The sequence below is a fragment of the Asticcacaulis sp. AND118 genome (genome assembly GCF_020535245.1).
Classification (GTDB): Bacteria; Pseudomonadota; Alphaproteobacteria; order Caulobacterales; family Caulobacteraceae; genus Asticcacaulis.
Window position 1 is genome coordinate 1,721,054 of the sequence record NZ_CP084910.1, and the last position, 16,338, is coordinate 1,737,391.

Here is a 16,338-nt window from a genome sequence, read left to right on the forward strand (position 1 = left end):
GCTTTCAGGCCTTCTGCGACAGGCGGCGGCTGCCAGGGTCCTGCACCGGAATGGCGGCCAGTTCCGGCGGCAGGGCGTCAGCGGGATAGGCCGGAACCTCAAGACTGGCCAGCGAGATCAGCGGCACGCCGACATCGGCCTTGCCCCCCGAACGGTCGACGATGCAGGCCGCCGCCACCACTTCGCCACCCAGCGCCTGAATGGCCGCGATGCACTCACGCGACGACAGGCCCGTGGTAACGATGTCCTCGACCATCACCACCTTGTCGCCGGGTTCGATATGGAAGCCGCGGCGCAGTTTGAATTCGCCATCGACGCGCTCGACATAGAGGGACGGGACTTTCAGATGGCGCGCGGTTTCATAGCCGGGGATGATGCCGCCGACGGCGGGAGAAATGGCCACATCGACCGGACCGACCTGCGCCACGATCTTTTCGGCCAGCGCCTTGCACAGGCGCTCGCAACGGTCGGCATTCATGAAGACGAGGTTCTTTTGCAGGAACAGCGGCGAATGCAGGCCGCTCGACAGCACGAAATGGCCCTCTCTGAGAGCATTGGCGTCGCGGAATTCGTTGATCACGTCTTCAGAGGTCATTGGCATGTCCCGGCATTATCAAATTTGCCGCTTCATAGGCCAAATTGCCGCCGAACCCAAAGGGTTTTTAGCCCCTTATGCGCTCCACGCCCTCGACCGACGGATTGGTGCGGATCGCCGCCGCGATATTGGTCAGGTGACGGGCGTCCAGCACCTCGACCTCGAATTCGGCATCGAGGAAATCGACCTGCTGGTTCGACAGCTTGATATTGACGATGTTGCCCCTCGCCTCGCCGATCAGGGTACAGACCTGCCCCAGCACCCCCGGCTTGTTGCGCATATTGGCGTGAATACGGGCGGGCGAGACCGTGTTCTTTTCGGCGTTGAGCGTCCATTGCAGGTCGATCCACACCTCCTTGTGGCCTTCATAGGCCTCAAGCTGCTCGCACTCGATGGAATGGACGTGGACCTCGGCGCCTTCAACAATACCGACAATACGGTCGCCCGGCACCGGCGTGCAGCAGCGCGAAAAGACGATCTTCTGCTGCGGGCGCAGGGCATGGCCACGCACGAAGGCGGTGGCGTCTTCGCCGTCCTTGATTCGGCTGAAGGAATCGGTGGTCAGGGTCGAGGGCAGTTTCAGACCGGGGAACAGGGCCTCCAGCACCTTTGCCGGCGCGATCTTGCCACGGCCGCACAGTTCGAACAGCTCGTCCTCGCTCTGCACCTGAAAGCGCTCGAAGGCCGGACGCCACGAAATCTCGGTCAGGGCCTTTTCGGCCTGCGCCGCGGCGCGTTCCAGGGCCGAGCGCCCCAGACGGATGAAGTCGTCGCGCTGGGTCTGGCGGATGCTGCGGCGGATGGCGGCACGCGCACGGCCGGTAATGGTCAGGGACTGCCAGTCGGGGTTCACACGGGCTTCGACGCCGGTGATGATTTCGACCTGATCGCCGTTCTGCAAAGGTGTGCGCAGCGGCTTGTGCTCGCCATTGATGACCACGCCGATGGCCTTTTCGCCCACCTCGGTATGAACGGCATAGGCGAAATCGAGCGGCATGGCCCCGCGCGGCAGCGAGATCAGGCGGCCCTTGGGCGAGAAGCAGAAGACCTGATCGAGGAACATTTCCAGCTTGGCGTGCTCGACCCATTCCTCGGAATCGCCGCCGTTTTCGGCGATCTGCACGATGGCGCGCAGGTTGGCGATCGGATTGCGCTCGGCCCACAGGGTCGCCGCGGCCTCATCGAAGCCGTAGGACTGGTTCTTGTAGCCCCAGTGCGCCGCCAGCCCCTCTTCGGCCACGCGGTCCATCACCTCGGTGCGGATCTGCATTTCGATGCGCGCGCCCTTGTGGCCGATGACCGTGGTGTGCAGCGACTGATAGTTGTTCGACTTGGGCGTCGAGATGAAGTCCTTGAAGCGATCCTGCACGCAGGGCCACTTGCGATGCAGCACCCCCAGCGACAGGTAGCAGTCTTCGGGGCTGTCGACGATGACGCGGAAGGCCACGATATCGGACAGTTGCGAGAAGCCGATCGACTTGCGCTGCAGCTTGCGCCAGATCGAATAGGGCGATTTTTCGCGGCCCGAAACGCGCGCCGAAATCCCGGCGACCGAGAGCGTATCCTGAATGTCGCGCGCGATGTCGGTCACCGCCGCGCCCTTCTGGTCGCGCAGATCTGCCAGCCGCTGCAGGATAGCCGCGCGGCCCCGCGGATTGATATAGGTGAAGGCCAGGTCTTCGAGTTCGGTGGCGAAGCGGTTGCAGCCGATCTGACGGGCCAGCGGCGCATAGACCTCAAGCGTTTCCCGCGAGATCCGTTCGCGCTTGTGCTCGGGCACGTATTGCAGGGTGCGCATATTGTGCAGACGGTCGGCCAGCTTGACCAGCAGGACGCGCACGTCTTTGGAAATGGCCAGAATGAACTTGCGCAGGTTTTCCGACTGCTTGGTGTGTTCGGATTTTAGTTCCAGCCGCGTCAGCTTGGTGACGCCTTCGACCAGTTGCGCGATCTCTTCGCCGAACAGCGAGGCGATCTCCTCGCGCGTCGCCGGCGTGTCTTCGATCGTGTCGTGCAGCAGGGCCGTGACGATGGCCGCCGAGTCGAGCTTATAGTCGGTCAGGATGCCCGCCACCTCAATGGGGTGGGCGAAATAGGGGTCGCCGGAGGCGCGCAACTGCGCGCCGTGCATGCGCATGGCGTAGACATAGGCGCGATTGAGGAGCGCTTCGTCGACGGTCGGGTCATAGGCGGCAACCCGGTCGATCAGTTCCATCTGACGCAGGAAACGGCGTTTGGGAGGAGCCGGCGCAGGCTTGTTAGCCTGCGCCGTTTCCGCCGTCATTGACGGCATTTCGGGGGGTGTCTGGATGGGCGGCGTTTCCGCGGGAGGGTCGATCGGCGGGGTTTCCACCGGATCGATCGGCGGCGCTTCGGGGGGCGGTATCACATCGCCTTCCCTGGGCTCGCCGGGGGGGACCTCCTGCGGCTTTTCTTCCGGGAAACCGGGCGGCACGGCGGGCGGTTCGTTTTCAGACGAAACCCGCGCCGTGATCACCGATTGCCCTTCAGCCGACATTTCCAGAACCGTACTCTTTTCATACATGCAGGCTCCTTAGATAAGAGCCCCGCCACGCGAGTCAAAGAGTAACCCCGCCAGACTTTAATCGCCAGTAAAAAGGCGCGCAGAAATGACAAGGCCGGCCTGTAGGCACAGACCGGCGTCATTAACCGCGATAAGGCGGAACTCTTAGTAGCGCTCTTCCTGACCGCCGTCGCGGTCGGACTGAAGCGCGCGGATCAGCTCGCTTTCCGACATCTGCTGATGCTGCGGATCGGCCAGCAGGGCCAGGGTTTCGGCCTCTTCCTCGGCCTCGGTGCGCTCGTCCACGCGCTGCAGCGAGGCGATCAGGCTTTCGGTCAGCGTGTCGGGCGACAGGACGTCGTCGGCGATTTCGCGCAGGGCGACGACCGGGTTCTTGTCGTTGTCGCGGTCAAGCAGGATCGAAGCGCCCGACGAGATGGCGCGGGCGCGATGCGCCGCCAGAAGCACCAGATTGAAACGGTTATCGACCTTCTCGACGCAATCTTCGACGGTGACGCGAGCCATGCAGAACCCTTTGCAAATAATGACAAAAACGCCGCCGCCAAGACGCATTCCGCCTTGACCGACAGCGCAAGCCGTGTTCGTTCGCCCCGTCTTTACCCAGTGTCGCCCCAAAAGACAACAATTACTTGTCATTTGCGGGGAAGTTGCCGGGAACTTTACGGTGCAGCGGTTGCGCGCGTCGTCCCCCTCCCCTAAGAGACGCGCATCATGCCCCCTGCTTCCTCGAACAAAGCGCGCCCAACCTTCCTCTCAAAATGGAGCGGTTATGCCCTGGCGCTCGGCGGCGCCTTCCTGTTCGCCACCAAGGGCATCTTCATCAAGCTGGCCTATGAATACGGCGTCGATGCCACGACGCTTCTGACCCTGCGCCTTATCATCGCCACGCCGTTCTTCATCGCCGTCGGCCTGATCACCCGTTATCGTCAGCGCCACGCCGAACCCCTATCGGGCGCTCTGTATCTCAAAGCGCTGGCCGTGGGCGCGCTGGGCTACTGGTTCGCCAGCTATACCGATTTCGAGGGACTGGTGCACCTGTCGCCGCAGTTCGAACGCCTGATCCTCTTCACCTACCCCCTGTTCGTCATCCTTCTGGGGGCGTGGCTGTTCCGTCAGCCGCTGAAGGTGCCGGCCCTGCCCGCCTTCATCATCGCCTATGCCGGTCTGGCGCTGGTCTTCTGGTCGGAAGCCGGCAATGGCGGCCCGGATGTCGCGGTCGGCGCCGCGTGGGTCACGGCGTCTTCCGTCGCCTTCGCCCTCTATCTGCTGCTGGCCAAGCCGCTGATCGCGCGCATGGGCGCGGCCCTGTTCACCTCGGTGGCCATGGTCGGCGCGGCGATCGCCACCTTCATCCATTTCGGCGTCACCCACCCGATGAGCGCCATCCCCGCCGATCCCGGCCTGTGGACGCTCGCTATCGGGCTGGCCATAGGGGCGACCGTCCTGCCCGGCTATCTGGTCAGCTTCGCTCTGGCGCGCATCAGTTCTCAGGCCAATGCCGTCATCGGTTTCATCAACCCCATCTTCACCATGGGTTTGAGCGTGCTGATCCTGAAAGAAGAGATTTCCGCGATCGACCTGATCGGCACGCTTCTGGTGCTGGGCGGGGTCGGCCTCTATACGTGGCTCGAACAGCGGCCTCAGATGATCAACAAGCCCGACGTATCTTCCGCCGGATAGGCGTCGCGCCCCACGGTGACCTGCGCCGAAAGCTCCTGCGCGCTCAGGCCCAACACCGGATGCCGCCAGTCGGGCGTAATCTCGGCCAGCGGCCCCATGACGAAGCCGCGCTCATGGGCGCGCGGATGCGGCAGGATCGGAGCCACCTCGCTGACCTTGTCTCCATAGGCGATCAGATCCAGATCGAGCACGCGCGGCGCATTCGATTCGGCCCCGCGCACACGCCCGGCCTCTGCTTCCAACTCATGCAACCGTTTCAGTAAAAAACCCGGCTCCAAAGTCGTGGCGACTGCGAATACGGCATTATGATAAGGCGGATACTCAGGGTTCGGCCATGCCTGCGAACGCCACAGGGATGAAATCTGCGTAACCCTTATCCCGCTTTGGCACAAGCGCTTGACAACCCTATGTAATGCCTGCAATGGATTAAGATGGTCGTGGGGCAAATTCGCGCCGTAGGCAATATATATGCCCGGTGTAAATTCTGAGAACGGCGCTACTGTTTTAGACATTTTGATTCTTCATTTTTTAAACGAAAGCCATTTGAATGAGTTTTTATCCAACTGACAAGATTGCTCTTTTTATCGACGGAGCCAATCTTTACTCCGCCGCCAAGGCGCTTAACTTCGACATCGACTACCGCAAGCTTCTCGACGAGTTCCGCAAACGCGGCATTCTTCTGCGCGCCTACTACTATACAGCCCTGGTCGAAGGCGACGATTATTCGCCGATACGCCCTCTGGTTGACTGGCTCGATTATAACGGCTTCGCCCTGATCACCAAGACGGCGAAGGAATATACCGACGCCCAGGGGCGCAAGCGCTGGCGCGGCGACATGGATATCGAAATCGCCTGCGACATGATGGAGATCGCCGAACACGCGGACCATCTGGTGCTCTTCTCCGGCGACGGCGACTTCCGCCGCCTGATCGAGGCCGTGCAACGCAAGGGCTGCCGCGTCACCGTCGTCTCGACGGTTAAATCCCAGCCGCCGATGACCTCCGACGAATTGCGCCGTCAGGCCGACACCTTCGTCGATCTGGCCGATCTGGCCAGCGTGGTGGGCCGCCCCCGCCAGCAGCAACCGGCCAACCGGGCCAGTGAAGAATTTGAGGATTAGGCTCGGTTCTGTCTGGCTGTCTCTGAGTTCCCCGGAGGCTTACTGTCTCCGGGACCCTTCAGACGCCAAAGAGGCCGCTGTCCCGCGATATGACGATCAGAGTGGCAATGTGGAAGACCGCAATCATCACATTTGACAGGACGACCGGATTGCGAAGGCCCACCAGCGGCACGGTTAGAAACTTGTAGACAATCTGCAAGCCCAGCACGGCCTGCGCCCAAGCGGTAACCTCACGATTTAGGACGTGAAGCGCCAGAAGCCCCACGCTGGCCGTCAGTATCGCCGCATAGATGGAGAACAGTATCTTGCGTCCTGACGTATCTTCGCCCCAGGCCATGACAGCCGGGCGTCCATTACGCGCCAGAACAATCAGTACAGGTATCAGTACAACTATGTTGAGTGACAGTGCTGCCGTTAGCATAAGTGTCCCCGCGTCGATCCTTATCGGTCAAATACGCCGGTGAGACGGCTTCAGATCAGACATGAATCGCCCGGCGGGGCTTTACCCGTGATCCTTCATCAGGCGGGCTTTTTCGCGGCCCCAGTCGCGTTTGGCTTCGGTTTCGCGCTTGTCGTGCAGCTTCTTGCCCTTGGCCAGCGCGATCTCGACCTTCACCATGCCCTTGTCGTTGAAGTACAGCCGGGTCGGGATGATGGTCATGCCCTCGCGCTGCACGGCGATCATGAAGCGCGCGATCTCGCGCCGGTGCATCAGCAGTTTGCGATGACGGCGCGGGTCGTGGTTGAAGCGGTTGGCAAAGCCGTAGTGCGGGATGTCGGCATTGATCAGCACCAGTTCGTCGCCGTTCTCGATCGAGACATAGGACTCGGCGATATTGGCGCGACCCTGCCGTAGTGACTTGACCTCGGTCCCGGTCAGCATGATGCCGGCCTCGGTATTGTTTTCGAGGAAATAATCGAAGCGCGCCCGCCGGTTATCGGCGATCACCTTGAAGTTGGATTGCTCTTTTTCGGCCAAGTCAGAGCCCCGCGGCTTTCATCGCTTCGTCGACCAGCGGCCGCACGGCCTGCGAACAGGCGACGATGGGCAGGCGCACCTCGTCGGTCGTCTGCCCCAGCCGGCTCAGCGCATATTTGGTCGGCGACGGCGAGGCGTCGGCGAACAGCACCTTGTGCAGGGCGATCAGCTTGTCCTGCCAGTCGCGCGCCGCCGCGAAATCGCCCTGCTTCGCGGCCTTATACAGCGCCACCATCTCGGCCGGCGCGACGTTCGACGTCACCGAAATCACGCCGTGACCGCCGTGGGCCATGTAGCCGATCAGGGTCGGATCGTCGCCCGATATGAACGCGAAGCCCGGCGCGATGGCTATGCGCAACTGGCTCATGCGCACCAGATCGCCCGTCGCGTCCTTGATGCCGACGATGTTCGGCAGGGCCGACAGGCGGACGATCACCTCGTTCGACAGGTCGGTCACCGTGCGGCCCGGCACGTTGTACAGCATGATCGGTATCTGAACCGCGTCGTTCAGCGCCTTGAAATGCTGATACAAACCTTCCTGCGACGGCTTGTTGTAATAGGGCACGACCACCAGCACGGCGTCAGCCCCGACGGCCTTGGCGTGCTGCGCCAGTTCCAGCGCCTCGGCAGTGTTGTTCGAGCCCGCACCGGCAATGATCTTGACGCGGCCGGCGGCGACTTCGACGCACAGGCGCACGATTTCCTTGTGCTCGTCCATGGACAGGGTCGAGGTTTCGCCCGTCGTGCCGACCGGCACCAGACCGTGCACGCCCGCCTTTATCTGCGTCTCGACCAACTGTTTGAACGCCGCATAATCCACCTGACCGTCTTTGAACGGCGTCACCAGAGCGGTAATCACTCCGGAGAACAGGGGCAGGGCTTCGGCGGTCGACATGGGAGTGACTATCCTGAAAAAAGCAGATCGAATTACGCGGATGAGCCTTAAAACCACAATGGATTTGCTGCAACGACTTTGTAAAAAGAAAACGTCATAATGAAGCGCGGCTTGCCTGCACGGCCAAATGACCGCAAGTTTCCACCGTTCTTTTGTTTCTGACGGCTTTTGTGATCGAAGCGTGACGCCCGCGCGCAAAAAATCACGCTAAGACAATTGTTTCATAATTGTGCCGTCTTGTGCGGCCAGATTCCTCACCGTATTCAAGACGGCGGCTACCCGAAGGATTTACGCATGATCAAGGCATTCAGGACGTTCAACGCGCGCACGGCGACATCCTGGCGCCGGTGGATGAGCGGCGTCGCCCTGATTGCCATATCCGCCAGCACGTTGACGCCCGTTCTGGCGCAGGATTCGACCTCCGCGCCACGCCCTTATCAGGCAGGACTGATCAGCGAATCCGACAAGGCGGTACTGAAGCAGGCGCTTGATGCGTCGCGCAGCCGCAATTTCGTCTTCGCCGAATCCCTGCGCGGTTCGCTGAGCGATCCGGTGGCGCGCAAACTCGTTCAGTGGTCCATCGTCAATAATGACGGCGACATCTACGGTTTCGCCGCGCTTGACGGCGCGCGCCGCGATCTGTGGGGCTGGCCGCGCGAGCAGAAACGCCAGATCGCCGCCGAAAAGCAGATCATCACCTCCAGCCTGACGCCGCAACAGACGATCGAGTGGTTCAAGGGCGCGCCGCCCCTGTCCGTCGACGGCGCCATCGCGCTCATCGGCGCCTATGAGCGCGCAGGTCAGACCGCTGAGGCCTCGGCGCTGGCGAAATCGTGGTGGCGCGATCAGGCCTTCGACCTGACCGACCAGACGCGCTTTCAGGCCAGTTTCGGCCGCTATCTAACCGCCGAAGACCATCAGGCGCGCCTGAACACCCTGCTGCTGGGCACCCAAGGCCCCGCCACCAACGCCATGCTGCCCCTCGTGGACGAGACGAGCCGCAAGGTCGCCACGGCGGCCATGGCGCTTCGCTCCGGGTCCGCCGCCGGCGTGACCCTCTACGAACAGGCGCTGGCCGTCAGCCCGCGCAATCCGGTGCTGGCCTATGAGCGCCTGCGTTCGCTGCGCCGCGCCAAGCTGGAAACGCTGGGCTTCGGCCTGCTGGCCGACCTGCCCGCCGCCCCGGCTTCGGAGGCCGCCATCAACAATCTGTGGGTCGAGCGCCTGTCCTATTATCGCGCCGCGCTCAAGGCCCGTAACTATCAGGCCGCCTATACCGCCATGAACGGCGGCGGCTTCCCCAACGGCGAAAAGAAGGCCGAGGGCGAGTTCTTCGCCGGCTGGGCCGCGCTGATCCGTCTAAATCGCCCGGACCTCGCCATCGCGCATTTCGAGAAGGTGCGCGAAGCCGGCACCTCGCCCATCACCCGCAGCCGCGCCCACTACTGGCTGGGCCGCGCCTATGAGGCGCGCAACCAAACCGGCGACGCCGAAAAAGCGCACGCCCACTTCGTCGAAGGCGGTCAGTTCATCTACGCCTTCTACGGTCAGTTGGCGGCCGAGAAGGCCGGTATCAAGTCGATCACGCTCGGTAAGGACCCCGTCCCGACCGACGCCGACCGTGCGCGCTTCGACAATCGCGACATGGTCAAGGCCGCGAAAATTCTGGGGCAGACCGGGGAGCGCGACCTGTTCAACGCGCTGGTTCTGGCGCTGGACGACGTGCTGCCGACCGCCGAGGAGCAGGCATTGCTGGTCGACCTGGCCGGCACCTACGGCACGCAGGACCTGTCGATGCGCGTGGCGCGCGTCTCGCAGCAGCGCGGTTTCTACCTGCCCGAACGCGCCTATCCGCTGCGCGCCCTCCCGGCGGTCAAATCGCCGGAAGGGTCGTTCGTGCTGGCCATCACACGTCAGGAATCGGGCTTCGATCCGATGGTGCGCTCCTCCGCCAATGCGCGCGGCATGATGCAGCTCATCCCGCCGACCGCGCGCGGCGTGGCGCGGCGCATGTCGCTGACCTATTCCGACTCGATGCTGTATGAGGCCGATTACAATATGAAGCTGGGGGCCTATCACCTCGGCGAACTGGTCGACCGTTTCGGCGGTTCCTACGTGATGGCGGCGGCAGGGTACAATGCCGGTCCGAACCGTCCGCCGCAGTGGATCATCGATTGCGGCGATCCCCGCGGCGATGCGGCGGACCCCATTGCCTTTATCGAATGCGCGCCGTTTACCGAAACGCGCAACTATATGATGCGGGTAATGGAAAACAATGCCGTCTACCGCGCCCGCCTCAACGGCGGCACTGCGCCGCTGACGCCGATGGCCGATCTCAAGCGCGGCGTGATCGTCGCCTATACGCCGATGACCGGCGACAGCGAGGACACGGGCAGCCTGCCAACCGGGCCGATCAATTATAATGAGCTGAAAAGCACCGCCGGCAATTAGGCCGTCACGACAGGATTCGGCGAATTTTCACACACCGCCACAAATCCGCGTGCGAAAAACCACACAAAATTCATAGATTAGAATTTATAAAACTAAAATATTTCAATTATTTATAAATAGACCACCGCTCGATTACCCTTCGGCGTAATGCTGATATTCCTGATTGCGGCGATGCCTCACAGGTGAGTCGATCAGCGGGCTCTGACCATTGACCTCCCACAGCATTGCTCGAACGGAGAGCCGGAGGCGCGCGCCACGCCCCAGGTTCTCTTTCATAATCAGAGTTGGTGCCCAAAGGGAGCCATAGATATGCGTATCAAAAATGTTCCGATAGCGTTCAAGATCGTCGGCATACTCGCCTTTCTGGCGATTTCGATGATCTTCGTCGGCGCCCATTACGCCCTGACCTTCAAAAACATCAATCAGACTTATTCCGAACTGGCCACGGACGATTATCCGGCGCTGGTGGCGCTCATCCGGATCAGTCAGCGTAACGCCTATATTGCACAGCATCTGTTCAAGCTGGAGAGCCTGACCTGCCCTTCGGCGGAATGTAAGGCGGCAGGCGAGGAGGTCACGACCTCCGTCAAGGAATCCAACGAACTGATGCAGACGGCCCGCAATCACATGCATGGGCGTGACGCGGTTCTGGATCAGCTTGACGCGGCGCGCAAACAGATCACCGCCGCGGCGCAGCCGGCCGCCACCGCCTATCTCAGCGGCGACAAGGCGGGCGGCCGCCGTCACGTTCAGGAGGTCGAAAAGGGCCAGCAGGCCTTCCGCAAGGTGATCCGCCCGCTGATCAAGGATGTGGACAGCACCACCCGGACCACCACGACCGACCTGCAAAAGCGTACCGAAAACCTGCTTCAGGTCGGCGGCGTAGTGGCCCTGGGCCTCGCTCTGACGGCGATTTTGCTTTCTTTCCTGGGGGCGCGTGCCCTGATCGCACGCCCCATACTGGACGTGTGCAATCATATGAAGCGCATGTCCGACGGCGACATTTCCGAAATGGCCCTCGATTCAGGGCGTCGCGATGAAATCGGCCGCATGAACGGCGCCCTGCTCATTTTTGCCGAGGGCCTGCGGCACGCCGAGACCCTGCGGGCCCAGGCGGCGCAGGATAAGGCCGCTGCCGAAGCGCAACGCCGGCAGGCCATGCTCGATCTGGCCGATGAGTTCGAACGCTCGGTCGGCGGGATCGTCACGCTGGTATCATCGGCGGCCACCGAAATGCAGGCCGCCGCCACCCAGCTTAACGCCTCGGCGCAGGAGGCCACCGCGCAGTCGGTGGCCGTGTCCGCCGCCGCCGAAGAGGCCGGGGCCAGCGTCACCTCAGTCGCCGCTTCGACCGAAGAACTGGGCTCCTCCATCAGTGAAATCAGCCGTCAGGTCGAAATGTCGGCGACAGTGGCCGCCACCGCCGCCCGCGAAGCCGACGATGTCCAGTCCATCGTCAGAGAACTGACCGATACGGCCGCCTCAATCGGCGGGGTGATCGAACTGATCGCCGGTCTGGCCGATCAGACCAACCTTCTGGCGCTGAACGCCACGATCGAGTCGGCGCGCGCCGGCGAAAGCGGCAAGGGCTTTGCGGTCGTTGCCTCCGAGGTGAAAACGCTGGCGGGTCAGACGGCCCTGGCCACTACGGAAATCTCTGCCAAGGTCGCTCATATTCAGGAGGCCGCGGGCAAGGCGGCTCTGGCCATGCAGAGCATTACCGGCACCATTTCGCGCATCAATAACTCCAGCACCGCCATTGCCACCTCTGTCGAACAACAGGGGGCCGCCACGCAGGAGATCGTTCAGGCCGTTACGCAGGCCTCGGTCGGCACGCAGCAGGTCAGTTCCAACATTACCGGTGTCGCGCAGGCAGCGGAACAGACCGGGGGCGCGGCGTCTCAGGTGCAACGCGCTTCCACGGAACTGGCGGCGCAGGCCGAACGTCTGCATCACGAAATGGACAGGTTCCTGTCCAATGTGCGCGCCGCCTGAGCCACAGGGGTTTTACGGGATCAGAGGGCGCACGCCTAAATGCAGACGCGCGCCCTCGCCTGCGGTTTCAAACCCACCGGTCAGGTTGAAGACGTCTGCCAGAAGCGATGGCGTAAACACCGCTTGCGGAGGCCCGAACCCCGCCACGCGCCCGTCGTGCATGACGCAGACCGCGTCGCAGAAGGCCGCCGTCAGCCCCAGATCGTGCAGGCTGCTGATTACCGTGTGTCCGCGCGCCGCCGCTGCTTTCAGGATCAATGGTACCTGCCGCTGCCACGCCGGGTCGAGCGCTGTCAGCGGCTCATCGAGCAACAAAACCGGACAGTCGGTCGCCAGCAACCGCGCCAGCAGCACCCGCGCCCTCTGCCCTCCCGACAGCGAGAAGACGCGCCGGTCCGCCGCCTCCGCCATGCCCGCCTCGGTCAATGCCATCCCGGCGCGAGCTTCGGCATCGGCAAAGCGCTGCGCCCCCAGCCGCACAACCTCCCGCGCCGTCAAGTCCCAACTGATACCCCGCTCCTGCGGCAGATAGCCGATCCGCGTGGCGCGTTCGGGCAGGGACAGCGACGACAGCGCACGGCCATCGACCTGAACCTCGCCGGCGGACGGCGCGATCAGGCCCGACAGCGCCCGCAACAGGGTCGTCTTGCCCGAACCGTTCGGCCCGACAAGGCCGTACAGCCTGCCCGGCTCGAAGCGCAGGGACGCGCCGGACACCGCTTCGGTGCGCTCCAGGCGGACGCTGAGATTTTGGACGTCGATCATCCCTGCACCCATTCCTTCGCACTCTTCCACGCCAAAAGCGCGAACAGCGGCGCACCGATCAGCGAGGTCAGCACCCCCAGACGGATATCGGTCGAGGTCGGCAGCAGGCGCACCGCCCCGTCGGCCAGCAGCACCATCAGCCCGCCTGCCAGACCCGACGGCGCGATCAGTTTGTAGGGGTCGCGCACGCCCAGACTGCGCACCAGATGCGGCGCGGCCAGCCCGACAAAGCCGATGACGCCCGCCACCGCCACGGCTAGTCCGGCCAGAAGACTGATAGCGACGATCGACAGGACCGCCAGCTTACGCACATCCACGCCCTGCGAGCGCGCCGTGTCTTCGCCCAGAGTCAATAACCGCAGGCCCGGCCCCAGCTTCCACAGCAGCACCGCCGCCACGAACAGCCCGCCTATCCCCATGCCCGCATCCTGCCAGCTACGGTTTTCTACCGAGCCCATCATCCAGCCGAGAATTTCTGCGGTCGTCACCGGCGACGGCGACAGGTTGAACACCAGCGCCATCAACGCGCCACACAGGCTGGACAGGCCGACCCCCAGCAGGATCAACGCCTGCCGGTCGGGAAAACGACTGACGAAGCCCAGTATGATCAGCGACACGCCGCCCGCGAACAAAAGAGCAAAGCCTTCGACCACCCCCGGCGTCAGGCCCAATCCCAGCACGATGGCCACCGCCGCCCCTAAACCCGCGCCCGCCGACACGCCCATAATGCCGGGCTCGGCCAGAGGATTGCGGAAATAGCCCTGCGCCACCGCGCCCGCCACCCCCAGCATGGCGCCTACCAGAAGGGCGCACAGATTGCGCGGCAGACGTATCTGCCACAGGATCTCACCGGCCAGACTGCCCGGCGCGCGCAGGGCTTCGGCGTAGTCGGCCGGGCTCAAAGCCACCTCGCCCATGCCCATCAACGCGATCAGCAATAAGGCCGTCACCCCAGCCAAAATCGTCCAGACTTTCAAGACAGTTTCTCCGCCAGTTCAGGCAGGCCGAAAGCCGCATACCAGGCGCTGCACGCCAGCATGGGGCTGGGGATGGTCACGGGCTTCGCCTTGTCGAGGCGCGCCCGCACCAGCGGATGCCGCCCCGGCGAGCGGCGCATGGCGTAGGCGTCGTCATAAAACCCCAGCGCGTAAACATCGGCCTTTTCCTTGAGAAAGACTTCGGGCGACAGATAGAAGAAATAGTCCTGCGAGGCCGCCAATTTATGCCCCGTCGCGCCGACAAGCTGCCCCACCCAGGTCGATGGCCCCGCCGAAAACCCCGACGGCGTATAGTAGAGGACGCGATGCGCCTTTACCGGTGGCGGCACGCGGTCCAGCGCCGCCTTCATCCGGAACGCTTCGCCTGCACCCGCCTGCGGTACGCCCAGTTGCGCGGCCACGTTTTCGACTTCGAAACCGGCCTGAGCGAAGGTGCTGACCTCGTTGATCTGAATGATTTTAATGCCGCGCTTTTCGGCCTGTTGCAGCAGTTTGGCATCGCCGCCCCAGGTGCGCAGAATGGCGTCGGGTTTCAGCGCCAGCAGGGCCTCCAGCGTCGGGCGGCGCAGCGCAATATCGCGCACCCGGTCGCGGTAAAAACTGTCCTGATGGGCGGCGCGCGGCGACAGGCCGAGTATCTGCGCTCGCGGCAAAAGCGCCAGCGCGTATTGATCGGCGCACATGTCCAGCGACATTACACGCACCGGTTTAGCGTATGCGTTACAAGCGCAAAGCGCCAAATAGACGAAAAACAACTTAAAGGTGATATTTTTCATCCCATTTTCCACCCCAAGTTAGTTATCCACAGGCGCATTTTCCGTCTTACTGGCTTTTCCACAGGCCATGGGGGGAAACGTGCCGCCGGAACCCAAGCGCATCCGCGTCCTTATACCTGACACCGCCGAGAACGCGCGGCCGAACCTATACGTCGTCTCCGATTCCGCAAAGGGGATTGCCGACCTGCCTGAGCGGTTTTCGGCAAAAGACCGGGTCGCGTCGTGGCAATGGACGGCGTTTGCCGCCTTGTCGGTTTCGCTTGTCTCCGGCCTGTGGTTTTCGTTCCATCCGATTATGCAGGGGCTTTACTGGCTGTGCTGGTCGATCTTCATGGCCAATGCCACCTTGCGTCTCGCAGCGGCGCTCTCATCCCGTAAAACCATTGACTCCCCGCAGCTTGCCGATGAGCACCTGCCGGTCTATACGGTCGTCGTCGCGCTTTACCAGGAAGCGGCGCTGGCCCCGCAACTGACCGCCGTCCTGAATGCGCTAGACTATCCGCGCCACAAACTGGAAATCCTGTTCGCGCTCGAAGATGATGATGACGAGACCCTGATCGCCTTCGAAGATCACCTTAATCTTCATGCTCATCTGGCGCACATGCGTGTCGTCCGCGTCCCGTTCGCCGATCCGCGCACCAAGCCGCGCGCCTTGAACTACGCCCTGAACCGGGCGCGGGGGGATCTGGTGGCCATTTATGACGCCGAAGACCTCCCCGCGCCGAACCAGTTGCGCGAAGCCGCCGCTAGCTTCGCACGTTTGCCCGGAACCGTTGCCTGCCTGCAAGCGCCGTTGCGTCCGGTTGGTGGAGAGGGCTTCATCGCCCGTCAGTTCGCCGCCGAATACGCCGTGCAGTTCGACGTGCTGCTGCCGGCCATGCACCGCGCGGGCCTGACCTTCCCACTGGGCGGCACCAGCAACCATTTCCGCGCCGAGGTGCTGAAAGCCATCGGCGCGTGGGATGCCCACAACGTAACCGAAGACGCCGATCTGGCCTACCGTCTGGCGCGTCACGGCTATACCTGCGGCCTGATCGATGCCCCGACGCTCGAAACCCCGCCCGGCGATACGCGCACCTGGCTGCCGCAGCGCACGCGCTGGATCAAGGGGCACATGCAAACCCTGCTGGTGCATACGCGCACGCTGCACGACCTGCCGTTCAGCGCCGGTCTCGGCATGACGCTCAGTCTCGGTCTGAATGTCTTTTCCGCCGTCTGTTATGCACCGTTTATGGCGCTGGTCCTGTGCCAGACGCTCCTGCATCTGTTGCAACCGGGTCTCGGCGGCATCGCCCTGCCCGACCTGGTCCTGCTGATCTGCGGGCTGGGGTTCGCGCAGATCGCCCTGCACATCGGCGCGCGCCGGGCCAGTCTCAAACTGAGCTGGCGCGACCGTCTGGGCCTTCCCGTCTATTGGGGCCTGCAATCCTTCGGCGCGCTTTTCGCCCTCTATCAACTCGTCGCCCGGCCCTTTCACTGGGACAAGACCGAGCATGTCCCCGCCGACCCCACGCTCGTACCGGCGGAATAGTTTTTGAC

General features: G+C 63.0%; 15 protein-coding genes. 5 read left to right on the forward strand and 10 right to left on the reverse strand.

All coding sequences use genetic code 11. The features are described from left to right. Positions 1–4 precede the first annotated feature (4 nt). The 3 genes from pyrE to rpoZ all read right to left on the reverse strand — a co-directional run bounded on the left by pyrE (position 5) and on the right by rpoZ (position 3,644). Positions 5–595, reverse strand: a complete 591-nt coding sequence (gene pyrE, locus LH365_RS08280) for an orotate phosphoribosyltransferase (RefSeq protein ID WP_226743184.1) — start codon at positions 593–595, stop codon at positions 5–7. A gap of 67 nt (positions 596–662) precedes the next feature. Next, positions 663–2,879, reverse strand: a complete 2,217-nt coding sequence (locus tag LH365_RS08285; RefSeq protein ID WP_226745466.1) for a bifunctional (p)ppGpp synthetase/guanosine-3',5'-bis(diphosphate) 3'-pyrophosphohydrolase — start codon at positions 2,877–2,879, stop codon at positions 663–665. Positions 2,880–3,284: 405 nt separating this feature from the next. Continuing rightward, positions 3,285–3,644, reverse strand: coding sequence for a DNA-directed RNA polymerase subunit omega (gene rpoZ / locus LH365_RS08290; protein WP_226743185.1), 360 nt, complete (start codon positions 3,642–3,644; stop codon positions 3,285–3,287). A 207-nt stretch (positions 3,645–3,851) separates the two neighbouring features. On the opposite strand from rpoZ, the gene LH365_RS08295 reads away from it, so the two are divergent. Continuing rightward, entirely contained in the window at positions 3,852–4,820 is a 969-nt protein-coding gene (locus LH365_RS08295; protein WP_226743186.1) for a DMT family transporter, read from the forward strand. Here the strand turns inward: LH365_RS08295 and folK are convergent. Further along, positions 4,781–5,332: a 2-amino-4-hydroxy-6-hydroxymethyldihydropteridine diphosphokinase gene (folK, locus tag LH365_RS08300; RefSeq protein ID WP_226743187.1), complete on the reverse strand. Its 552-nt coding sequence runs from the start codon at positions 5,330–5,332 to the stop codon at positions 4,781–4,783. The two genes, LH365_RS08295 and folK, sit on opposite strands and share 40 nt — an antisense overlap. Positions 5,333–5,367: 35 nt before the next feature. On the opposite strand from folK, the gene LH365_RS08305 reads away from it, so the two are divergent. After that, positions 5,368–5,940, forward strand: a complete 573-nt coding sequence (locus LH365_RS08305) for an NYN domain-containing protein (protein ID WP_226743188.1) — start codon at positions 5,368–5,370, stop codon at positions 5,938–5,940. A gap of 58 nt (positions 5,941–5,998) precedes the next feature. On the opposite strand, the gene LH365_RS08310 is transcribed toward LH365_RS08305, so the two are convergent. From LH365_RS08310 to dapA, 3 genes are all read right to left on the reverse strand, one after another. Next, complete coding sequence (locus tag LH365_RS08310) at positions 5,999–6,277, reverse strand: hypothetical protein (RefSeq protein WP_226743189.1); 279 nt, start codon at positions 6,275–6,277, stop codon at positions 5,999–6,001. Between the two features lie 165 nt (positions 6,278–6,442). Then, positions 6,443–6,919 (reverse strand): SsrA-binding protein SmpB, encoded by a 477-nt coding sequence (gene smpB / locus LH365_RS08315; protein WP_226743190.1) that lies wholly within the window; start codon positions 6,917–6,919, stop codon positions 6,443–6,445. 1 nt (position 6,920) lies between these two features. Further along, entirely contained in the window at positions 6,921–7,814 is an 894-nt protein-coding gene (gene dapA, locus LH365_RS08320) for a 4-hydroxy-tetrahydrodipicolinate synthase (RefSeq protein WP_226743191.1), read from the reverse strand. Between the two features lie 294 nt (positions 7,815–8,108). Between dapA and LH365_RS08325 the strand changes: the two genes are divergently transcribed. Beyond that, positions 8,109–10,265: a lytic transglycosylase domain-containing protein gene (locus tag LH365_RS08325; protein ID WP_226743192.1), complete on the forward strand. Its 2,157-nt coding sequence runs from the start codon at positions 8,109–8,111 to the stop codon at positions 10,263–10,265. Positions 10,266–10,574: 309 nt separating this feature from the next. After that, positions 10,575–12,260, forward strand: a complete 1,686-nt coding sequence (locus tag LH365_RS08330; RefSeq protein ID WP_226743193.1) for a methyl-accepting chemotaxis protein — start codon at positions 10,575–10,577, stop codon at positions 12,258–12,260. 12 nt (positions 12,261–12,272) lie between these two features. Here the strand turns inward: LH365_RS08330 and LH365_RS08335 are convergent, their stop codons facing one another. From LH365_RS08335 to LH365_RS08345, 3 genes are read right to left on the reverse strand one after another with little or no spacing between them, the layout of a single operon-like run. Then, entirely contained in the window at positions 12,273–13,025 is a 753-nt protein-coding gene (locus LH365_RS08335) for an ABC transporter ATP-binding protein (RefSeq protein WP_226743194.1), read from the reverse strand. After that, complete coding sequence (locus LH365_RS08340; RefSeq protein ID WP_226743195.1) at positions 13,022–14,002, reverse strand: iron ABC transporter permease; 981 nt, start codon at positions 14,000–14,002, stop codon at positions 13,022–13,024. Before LH365_RS08340 ends, LH365_RS08335 begins: the two co-directional genes overlap by 4 nt. After that, positions 13,999–14,718: an ABC transporter substrate-binding protein gene (locus tag LH365_RS08345; RefSeq protein ID WP_226743196.1), complete on the reverse strand. Its 720-nt coding sequence runs from the start codon at positions 14,716–14,718 to the stop codon at positions 13,999–14,001. The genes LH365_RS08340 and LH365_RS08345 overlap by 4 nt, the downstream gene beginning before the upstream one ends. A 160-nt stretch (positions 14,719–14,878) precedes the next feature. Between LH365_RS08345 and LH365_RS08350 the strand changes: the two genes are divergently transcribed. Further along, positions 14,879–16,330 carry a glycosyltransferase gene (locus LH365_RS08350; RefSeq protein WP_226743197.1) on the forward strand — a complete coding sequence of 484 codons (1,452 nt, stop codon included), beginning with the start codon at positions 14,879–14,881 and terminating at the stop codon, positions 16,328–16,330. The last annotated feature ends 8 nt before the right edge of the window (positions 16,331–16,338 follow it).